This window comes from Streptomyces rishiriensis, assembly GCF_003112535.1.
In the GTDB taxonomy this organism is placed as follows: Bacteria; Actinomycetota; Actinomycetes; order Streptomycetales; family Streptomycetaceae; genus Streptomyces; species Streptomyces rishiriensis.
Genome location: NZ_BEWA01000012.1, coordinates 806,754 through 816,058 on the forward strand (window position 1 = coordinate 806,754; position 9,305 = coordinate 816,058).

The window sequence follows — 9,305 nt, forward strand, 5'->3', positions numbered from 1 at the left end:
CCCACATGAAGCTCCCCTTTTCCCGGCGTACGGCTGTCGTCGGCAGCGCCTCGATTGTCATGCTCCTGACTGGTGGATCCATAGCAGGAGCGGCGCCCGCGCCCGAGTCCGCCGCGCTCGCCGCCGCTCCCGACATCCCCGTGGCCAACGTCAAGGCGCATCTGGCCCAGCTGCAGTCCATCGCCACCGCCCACGGCGGCAACCGCGCCCACGGCCGCACCGGTTACCGGGCCTCCCTCGACTACGTGAAGGCCAAGCTGGACGCCGCCGGCTTCACCACCGCCGTCCAGCAGTTCACATCGTCCGGCCGCACCGGCTACAACCTGGTCGCCGACTGGCCCGGCGGCGACGCCGACCACGTCGTCATGGCCGGCTCCCACCTCGACAGCGTCACGGCCGGGGCGGGCATCAACGACAACGGCTCCGGTTCGGCGGCCGTGCTGGAGACGGCCCTCGCCGTGTCCCGGGCCGGCTATCACCCGGCCAAGCACCTGCGGTTCGCCTGGTGGGGAGCGGAGGAGCTGGGCATGGTCGGATCGCGCTACTACGTCAACAACCTCTCCTCCGCGAACCGCGCCCGCATCAGCGGCTACCTCAACTTCGACATGATCGGCTCGCCGAACCCCGGCTACTTCGTCTACGACGACGACCCGACCATCGAGAAGACCTTCAAGGACTACTTCGCCGGCCTCGGCGTGTCGACGGAGATCGAGACCGAGGGCGACGGCCGTTCCGACCACGCCCCCTTCAAGAACGCGGGCGTCCCGGTGGGCGGTCTGTTCAGCGGCGCCGACTACGTCAAGACGGCGGCGCAGGCGGCCAAGTGGGGCGGCACGGCCGGCCAGGCCTTCGACCGCTGCTACCACTCCTCCTGCGACACCTCCGCGAACATCGACGACACCGCCCTGAACCGCAACGCGGACGCCGTCGCCTACGCCCTCTGGACGCTGTCCTCCTGACCCCTGGGCATGCCGGCCGCTACGCGCCTGCCTTGCGGGCGCGTTCGGCCAGCCGGAGCATGCGCGCGCGGGCCGACTCCAGTTCCTCGACGTCGTCGGCGGCGGGGCCCTCCTCGGCGATGAGCTCCGTCCACAGGCCGAGGAGTTCGGTCCCCAGGTTCAGCCCCTGCAGGGGGTCCCGGACGGCACGCCAGGCGGTCGCCGCGCTCTGGACGTTGCCGTACGCGGCTTCCGCGTCCCCGGTACGGCGGCGGATCTGTGCCAGGTCGAGGGAGACGTGGAAGGCGCGCAGCGGGTCGCCTCCCAAGTAGGCGATGTACGCCATGAGTTCACGCAGCCGGAGCACTTCGGGGTGCTCCGGCCCCAGCGTCCCGGACGCCTCCAGCACGGTGCGTTCCGCGAGCCCGGCCGCGACGTCCGTGCGGCCCGCCCGGACAGCCTCGTTGATCTGCGCCATCGGCTCCCCGAGGAGGGCGGGGACGGCGCCGACGCCGTGCAGGGTACGGGGATCGTCCCCCAGCACCGCCTCGGCGACGGCGTCGAAGCCGCGGGCGGGCGTGGGCTTGAAGTCCGGGTCGGGCTCGGAGACGAGCCCGTCGGGGAGGAACGGCGTGGGAGCGGGCGCGGGGGCGGGGGCGGCCGCGAGGGTGGCGGCCGAGGCCGGAAGGGAGGCGGAGCCCGTGCCGGGCACGGGCAGCGGGAGCGGGGTCGGGACGGAGACGGGGGGCGGCGGGCACGGAGTCGGGGCCGGAGTCCGGGTCGGGGTGAGGGTGGCCTCGAGGGGCGTGCCGGGGGCCGTGTCGGGGTGCGGCGGCTCGTCCATCGCCGGGGGCGGACCGAACACGCCGGTCGGCGCGGTGACCGTGCCGAGCGAGGGGACGTCGTCCTGGACGCCCGGTCCCGGTTCCGGTACCGGCTTGGGCGACAGCGCCGGCTCCGGTACCGGCTCCGGGTCGGGCACCGCGCGCAGCGGGAAGGTCGGGGTCGCGTCGCGCACCGGCTCGGACACCTGGCGCAGGAAGTGCGTGGGCTTGCCGTCTCGCGGCCGGGACGGCTGCGACGACTGGGGTGCGAGGGAAGAAGGGGGTGCGGGGGACGAAGGGGACGACGGCTGCTGCTGCTCCTCGGGGGTTACGGCGGCGTGGTGGACGCTCTGCCCGTCCGAGGCCGACTGCCCCGTCACGCCGGGCGCCGGGGCGGGAGGCGCAGGCCGGGCGGGAGGCGCGGCCGGCGCCGGGGCGGGATGCGCGGCCGGCGCCGGGGCGGGATGCGCGGCCGGCGTTCGCAGGGGTTCCGCGGTGAAGTGGCTGGAGCCGTCGGGTTCCACGCGCAGGGGGACGACGTAACCGATGCGTTCGTCGCGGACCGCGGCGAGGACCGGGTGTCCGGTGGCCAGGGCGATGCGGTGGAGATGGCCCAGCACGGCGCGCTGGATCTCCTCGCCCTCGGCCGCCACGACGGGTACACCGCCTATGGTCGCCGTCCCACCCCCGCGGACATGGACGTCGAGCGGCGCCACCACGGCGGCCGTCCGGCCGGCGGGCTTCTGTTCCCGCTTCTTCTCACGGCTGAGTCGAGACATCGGTTCCTCACTCGGATGCGTCGTCACGATCCGGTCGTCCAGGTTCGCGTACGTGTACACGTACTGTTGAGTCTCTCCGAGCGCTCCCGGTCCTCACGTCACCGCGACGTCACAGCCTCGTTCCAGGAACCCACGCCCCTCTCCCGGGGGCCTTCCCGGGACCGCCAGGATCAGGGGGCGTCCCGGAGGGACGGCGACGACTGGGAGGGACACCGGGATGGGGACGACGGACGGGCTGCGCGGGCCGGAGATCTGGATCCGCGGACCGGTCACCGTACCGGATCCAGATGCAAGTCCGGGTCCGGGGCGGGAGCCGGGTCCCGGTCCGGCGTCGACGCCGTACGTCTCCGCCGCGACGCCCCGGCGCTTCTCGTGGGTGGCCACGCACGGCGGGGCCGGCAGTTCCACGCTCGCCGCCGTCTACGGCGGCCACGACAGCGGCCGTGAGTGGCCCGGCTCCGGCGATCCGACGTCCGTGCTGCTGGTCGCCCGCACCCATGCGGCCGGGCTGGAGTCCGTCCTGCGGACTCTGGAGGTCTTCCGGCGCGGCGCGGCCCCGGCGGGGCTCGACCTGGACTCGGTGGTGCTCGTGGCGGACGCGCCGGGCCGGCTGCCCAGGCCGCTCGCGCAGCGGGTGCGGGCGATCGAGTCCGTCATCGACGTGTACCGGGTCCCGTGGGTGACCGACTGGCGCCTCGGCGACCTGGGCGGAAGCCCGCCGCGAGAGACGGCTCCGCTGGCCCGGCTCACCGGAACGGCGGGCGGGAGGGCGCGCTGACGGCCGGGGGAACGCGCCGGGACGAGACCGGAGGCGGGGAAAGAGGCGGGCCCGGGGGCGGCTCCGAGGGCCGACCCGGGGGCGGGTCCGGGGGCGGGTCCGAGGGCCGACCCGGGGGCGGGTCCGAGGGCCGGTCCGGGCGGGTGGTTCCGGGTGGCTCCCCGCAGTGGCCCCCGGCCGTGGAGATCGCCGCGGACGTGCGTGCGGGGCGGCTGCGGGCCGTGGACGTCGTCGACGAGGCCCTCGCGCGGATCGCCCGGGTCGACCCCCTTCTGTGCGCCTTCGCCGAGGTGTGGGAGGAACGGGCACGCACGCGGGCCCGTTGGGTCGGCCTACGGGTCGCCGCCGGCGAACGGCTGCCGCTGGCCGGCGTGCCGATCGGCGTGAAAGGGCGTCAGGGGCTGCGTGCGGCAGCGCCGTTGATCGCCGCCGGTTGTGTGCCCGTGGGGGCGACCTCGGTGCCGGGACCAGGCACTCCCTGGCAGACCTGGGGCCTCGGCGCCCACGGCCGTACCGTCAACCCCTGGCGCGCCGACCGCACGCCGGGCGGTTCCTCGGCCGGCTCGGCGGCAGCGGTGGCCGCCGGCCTGGTCCCGATGGCGACCGGCAGCGACGGCGCGGGGTCGGTGCGCATCCCGGCCGCGTGGTGCGGTGTGCTCGGTCTGAAGGTCACGAACGGACGGACGGCGCCCCCGAACCCGCCAGGCCACCGCCCGACGCCTCCCGACCGCAGGAGACTGGCCGCGGCCGGTGTGCTGGTGCGGCACGCGCTGGACGCCGAGGCGTACTGGCGGGCCATGATCCCTGAGGGTGAGCCCCTGGAGCGGAAACCCCTGGGGCCGCCCGCCGCCGTCTTCTCCCCCGACCTCGGTTTCGCCGACCCCGATCCCGAGCCGCTCGCCCTCGCCCGCGCCGCCGCCCTGCGCCTCGCCGACGCCGGGGTCGTCAGGCTGCTGCCGCCGTCCGACGCGCCCCTGCGACTGGAGGATCCGGCCCCGGCCTGGCTGGCGCTGCGCACTCCGGGCGCGGACCTCCGCTCGGCCGACCGGGTCCGGGAGCTGAACGACCGGCTGCTGGCCGGGTTCTTCGCCCGCGCAGACCTGCTGCTGACGCCCACGACCCCGAACGCGGCGCACGGCCACGAAGGCCCGGGCGACCGCTTCTCGACGGCGCTCACCTGGGCGTTCAACCTGAGCGGGCACCCGGCGGTCAGCATCCCGGCGGGGCTCGGCGCGGACGGCTGCCCGGTGGGGCTGCAGATCGTCGCGGCGCGGGGCGAGGAGATGTCGTTGCTGACGACCGCCCGAGCCGCCGGAACGACCTGACCCGCGTCAGCCACCGCCCGAACTCCACGCCTGGCGCGTGACCACCGTTAAGTACTTGCGCACACATATAATGCAGAGGCACACTACCGTCGTACGCTCGCTACTTGGGGGATCGCATCATGACGCGTCGCACTTTCCTGTTCGTCCTGGGCAGCAGCCGTTCGGACGGCAACACCGAGGCACTGGCCCGCGAGGCCGCCGCGCAGCTGCCCTCCGACGTCGAGCAGCGGTGGATCAACCTGGCCGAGCACCCCCTGCCCGACTTCGTGGACCTGCGGCACGACGCCGACCGCGTCCGCCCCGAGGAGGGCAACACGGCGCTGCTGCTCGACTCCACCCTCGCCGCGACGGACATCGTGATCGCGTCCCCGCTGTACTGGTACTCGGTGTCCACCCCGACCAAGCGCTACATGGACCACTGGGCGGGCTGGCTGCGCACCCCCGGCCTCGATTTCAAGGCGAGCATGGCCGGGCGCACCCTCTGGGGCGTCACCGTGCTCGCCGGCGACCGGCTCCAGGTCGCCGACCCGCTCGTCGGCATGCTCCGCAACTCGGCCGCCTACCTGGAGATGCGCTTCGGCGGAGTGCTGCTCGGCAGCGGCAGCAAGCCCGGGGACGTTCTGTCGGACACGGAGGCCCTGACGCACGCCAAGACGTTCTTCGCCCAGGAGGCGCTGCCGGCCCGTTTCCCGCACGAATCCGACTGACCGGCGAACCCGTCTGCCTGACGAACGCGTCTGTCTGACGAACCTGACTGACCGACGAATCCGACGGACCGACGAATCCGCTGGTCGGGCCTCGACGGTCCGCGGGCCGCTACGCCGTGACGTCCTTCGTCGTGAAGCGGGCCCAGGCGGCCGAGCCGAAGACGGCCGCGTACAGGGCCTGCAGGCCCAGGTTCTTCTGCAGGTCGTCCCAGTAGACGGGCTCGCGCATGAGGTCGGCGAAGGACAGCCAGTAATGCGAGAAGAAGTACGGCTGCAGGGCGTGGAGCTGGGGGATCTGGTCGAGGATCTGGACCGTGATCAGGAGGCCCACGGTCGTCGCCATCGCCGCGATGCCACTGCTCGTGAGCGTGGAGACGAACAGTCCGAGCGCGGCGACGCCGGTCAGTGACGCGGCCACGACCAGGGCGATCAGCAGGGCCCGGAACAGGCCGTCCGCGAGGTCGATCCGGGTGCCGGAGATCGTCGTCAGGTCGCCCAGCGGGAAGAGCAGCGCCCCCACCGTGAGCGCCGAGAGCGCGACCACGAGCGTGGCCGCCAGGCAGAAGGCCATGACGGTCGCGAACTTGGCCAGCAGCAGGCGGGTGCGGCCGGCCGGAGCGACCAGGAGGTAGCGCAGGGTGCCGGCGTTCGCCTCACCGGCGATCGCGTCGCCCGCGATGACGCCGATGGCCATCGGCAGGAAGAACGGAAGGGTCACGGCCAACGCGGTGAAGACCAGGAACAGGCCGTTGTTCGTGACCTGCGAGATGAACGCGGGCCCCGCGCCTCCCTGGCCGCGGCGGGCGGAGGATCCGTCGCTCGTCTCGATCTTCACGGCGATCCCGACCAGGACCGGCACGGCCGCCAGCACGCCCAGCAGGGCGAGGGTGCGCCAGCGCCGGAAGGTGGTCAGCAGTTCGCTGCGCAGGATCCCGAAGGTCCACAGCCGGGCCCAAGGGGACTGGGCGGGCTCGGCGGGGGGAGCGCTCCTGCCGGTGTCGGCGGTACCGGCGGTTCCTGCGGTCCCCGCGGTTCCGGCTGGTCCGGCGGTCCCCGCGGTTCCGGTCGACGCCGTGGCCGGGTTCCGGCCGTCCGCCGTCCCGGCTTCAGCCCGCGACATCGAACCCCTCCCCCGTGAGAGCCACGAACGCGTCCTCCAGGGATGCGCGTTCGACGATGAAGCCACGCACGCGCACGCCCGCGGTCACCAACGCGCTGTTCACGTCGGCGAGATCGCGGTCCGCGGGCGGCGCCTCCGCGCTGACCCGGTCCTCCGCCAGGACGACATCGACCACGCCCTGTTCCTTCAGCACACGGGCCGCCTCGGCGGGATCCGGGGTCGTCACGACCAACCGCCCTCGGGCGCCCGCCGCGAGGTCCGCCACCGGCCCCTGGACGATCAGCCGGCCCTGCGCCATCACGGCCGCGTGCGTGCACACCTGCTCGATCTCGTCGAGCAGATGCGAGGAGAGGAAGACGGTCGTGCCCTCCGCGGCCAGTTCCCGGACCAGCGAGCGGATCTCCCGCATGCCCTGCGGGTCCAGGCCGTTGGTCGGCTCGTCGAGCACGAGCAGGCGGCGGGGCTGGAGCAGGGCGGCGGCGAGGCCGAGCCGCTGTTTCATGCCGAGCGAGTACGCCTTCGCCTTCTTCCCGGCGGCGGCCGTCAGCCCCACCCGTTCCAGCGCGGCCGTGACCCTCGCCCGCCGGGTGCGCGGGTCGGCGGTCGGGTCGGCGGCGTCGTAACGGAGCAGGTTGTCGCGGCCGGAGAGGAAGCCGTAGAGGGCGGGGCCCTCGATGAGCGCCCCGACGTGCGGCAGTACGGCGCGCGCGGCCCGCGGCATGGGATGTCCCAGGACGCGGGCCGCGCCTGCCGTGGGCTCGATGAGCCCCATCAGCATGCGGATGGTGGTGGTCTTGCCTGAGCCGTTGGGACCGAGGAAGCCGAAGACGCTGCCGGCCGGGACGGTCAGGTCGAGACCGTCGACGGCGAGCTGGCCGCCGCGGTAGCGCTTGGTGAGGGCGCGGGTGCGGATGACGGCGCCGTCGTCCGCGGACTCCACCGCGGACGCTCTCACCGAATCCGTCACCCTCGGCCTCCCTCACCCTCGACCTGCCTGACCGACTCCGCGACCCCCGGCACCCCGGGCCGGCTCTCCGCCGGCTCCCGGACACCGGACTCCCGGACACCGGACTCCCGACTGCCCGATCCCCTTCCGCCCGATCCCCGACCGCCGGAGACCCGGATTCCGGATCCCCGACCGCCGGAGACCCGGCCCGGTCGTCACTTCCCGGTGTTCGCCGCCTTCACGAGCGCGTCCTTGGTGACCGCGCCGGCGTAGACCTTGCCGTCGTCCGTGATCAGGGCGTTGACCAGGCGGGTGGAGAAGACGGTTCCGGAGCCGAAGTCGCCGCTCACCTTGTCGCCGAGGGAGCCCAGGAAGCCGCCGAGGTCGCCACCGGCCCCGGAGCCCGAGGGCACGCCCTTGCCGCCCGTGTCGAACGTGGCGACGGACGTCCAGCCCTCGCCGATGACCTTCATACCCTCGGGGCCGGCCGCGCCGCCGAAGCCTTCACCGAAGCCGTCGAAGCCACCGTGCCCGGGAGCCGGCTTGGCTCCCTTGTGGCCCTTGTCGCTCCGGGCGCCGTCTTCGTCGCCCTTGCCGGCCTTGTCGCCCTCGGTGACCTTCGCGCCCTTGGGGGCGGTGAAGTCGAAGGTGGACGCGGCGGGCCCAGCAAAGCTGATCTTGGTGAAGCCCGCGTCCACGACGGCGGCGCCGCCGCTGGCCGGGGTCAGCGTGAACTTGAGCGGCAGGCCCGTCTCGGCGTCCACGGCGACGCTGATCGCACCGACCGTGGAGCCGGACTGCTTCGGCTTCACGAGCAGTTTGTAGGCGTCACGGCCCGCGACCCTGACCGTGCCGTCCACGGTCACGGAGGTCGTGTCGTCGACCGCCTTGAGGGCCTCCTGGGTGAGGTCCTTGGGCGTGGCCGGGACCGGGGTCTCGGCCTTGCCGTGGGCCTTGCCGGCGCTCTCGTCGACGGTGGAGTGGTAGACCTCGTTGGACGCGCTGTCGTACCCCCACACGTTCTTGCCGTTGTGGATGACGCTGTACTCGGCGGCGTGCTCCAGCAGCGAGACCTTCTGCCGGTCCGGGCCGTCGGCGGCGACGCGCAGGGTGTGCGTGCCGGAGGCCAGCTCGGTGAGCTTGGCCGAGGGATCGGCGGACGAACCGTCACCGCCCTTTGCGGCGCCGGAGAGGAGCCCGCTCTCCAGCCCGCCGAGGTCGGGCAGCCCGAGGTCGGTGGTGATCTTCACCGTTCCGGACAGCTTCTGCACGTCCGAGGCTGCGATCTTGTCGAGGAGCTGCTGTGCGCTGATCTTCGGCAGGTCGGGGTCGCCGGAGTCGGCGAGTGCCGGGACGAGCCCGATCGTCGCCGCCGCGACACCGATCACGGTGACCGGAACCACGTACCGTGCGGCCTTGCGGCGTCGAAGGCGCAGGTCGTCGGCCTCCCCGCCGGTCGCCTCCCCGCCGGTCATGGTGTCGTCGGATTCCTTCGGTGCCATGTGTGCCTTACCTCCGTCGTCGGCGGCGGCTGGTCATCTCGCACTGCGTTCCCCGCCCCAAGCCGCCATTCTCACCCGAATCGGTGAGGAGTGGTGTTTTCCGTAGTCCCCATCTGACCAAATCAGCCGGCCGCAAGCGTCAACCCGAGGGCTCAACTCCGCATACGCCTGCGGTATGACACGACCCCGAGGCAACGGCGCCTACCCGTAGGGGTACGGAGGGAGAGGACGCCCCGAAAGCTCAGAAGGACACGGAGGGGAGATGGCGGGCGCACCCTGAAGGGGCCCCCGGAGGAGAGGCCGGGCGAGCACCGGGGCCGGGCGGGCAGCAAGCGGGCGGGCACCGGGCCGGGCGGGCACCGAGCGGGTGGGCACCGGGCCGGGCG

Annotated in this window: 8 protein-coding genes; 4 read left to right on the forward strand and 4 right to left on the reverse strand. The window is 73.5% G+C overall.

Annotated elements, in window-relative coordinates; all coding sequences use genetic code 11:
• Positions 1-5: 5 nt before the first annotated feature.
• Entirely contained in the window at positions 6-959 is a 954-nt protein-coding gene (locus Sri02f_RS23060) for a M28 family metallopeptidase (RefSeq protein WP_109003158.1), read from the forward strand.
• A gap of 19 nt (positions 960-978) precedes the next feature.
• Here Sri02f_RS23060 and Sri02f_RS23065 read toward each other — a convergent pair whose 3' ends face one another.
• A complete protein-coding gene (locus tag Sri02f_RS23065) occupies positions 979-2,541 on the reverse strand; it encodes a hypothetical protein (RefSeq protein WP_109003225.1) in 1,563 nt (520 codons plus the stop codon).
• Between the two features lie 217 nt (positions 2,542-2,758).
• Between Sri02f_RS23065 and Sri02f_RS23070 the strand changes: the two genes are divergently transcribed.
• From Sri02f_RS23070 to Sri02f_RS23080, 3 genes are all read left to right on the forward strand, one after another.
• Complete coding sequence (locus tag Sri02f_RS23070) at positions 2,759-3,319, forward strand: DUF6668 family protein (RefSeq protein ID WP_109003159.1); 561 nt, start codon at positions 2,759-2,761, stop codon at positions 3,317-3,319.
• 179 nt (positions 3,320-3,498) lie between these two features.
• Positions 3,499-4,644, forward strand: coding sequence for an amidase family protein (locus Sri02f_RS23075; protein ID WP_109003224.1), 1,146 nt, complete (start codon positions 3,499-3,501; stop codon positions 4,642-4,644).
• A 119-nt stretch (positions 4,645-4,763) separates the two neighbouring features.
• A complete protein-coding gene (locus Sri02f_RS23080) occupies positions 4,764-5,351 on the forward strand; it encodes a flavodoxin family protein (protein WP_109003160.1) in 588 nt (195 codons plus the stop codon).
• Between the two features lie 109 nt (positions 5,352-5,460).
• Here the strand turns inward: Sri02f_RS23080 and Sri02f_RS23085 are convergent, their stop codons facing one another.
• The 3 genes from Sri02f_RS23085 to Sri02f_RS41785 all read right to left on the reverse strand — a co-directional run bounded on the left by Sri02f_RS23085 (position 5,461) and on the right by Sri02f_RS41785 (position 8,919).
• Positions 5,461-6,471, reverse strand: a complete 1,011-nt coding sequence (locus Sri02f_RS23085; protein ID WP_245970731.1) for an ABC transporter permease — start codon at positions 6,469-6,471, stop codon at positions 5,461-5,463.
• Positions 6,458-7,438, reverse strand: coding sequence for an ABC transporter ATP-binding protein (locus Sri02f_RS23090; RefSeq protein WP_109003161.1), 981 nt, complete (start codon positions 7,436-7,438; stop codon positions 6,458-6,460). The genes Sri02f_RS23085 and Sri02f_RS23090 overlap by 14 nt, the downstream gene beginning before the upstream one ends.
• A 194-nt stretch (positions 7,439-7,632) precedes the next feature.
• A complete protein-coding gene (locus tag Sri02f_RS41785; protein ID WP_167467579.1) occupies positions 7,633-8,919 on the reverse strand; it encodes a LolA family protein in 1,287 nt (428 codons plus the stop codon).
• Between the last annotated feature and the right edge of the window lie 386 nt (positions 8,920-9,305).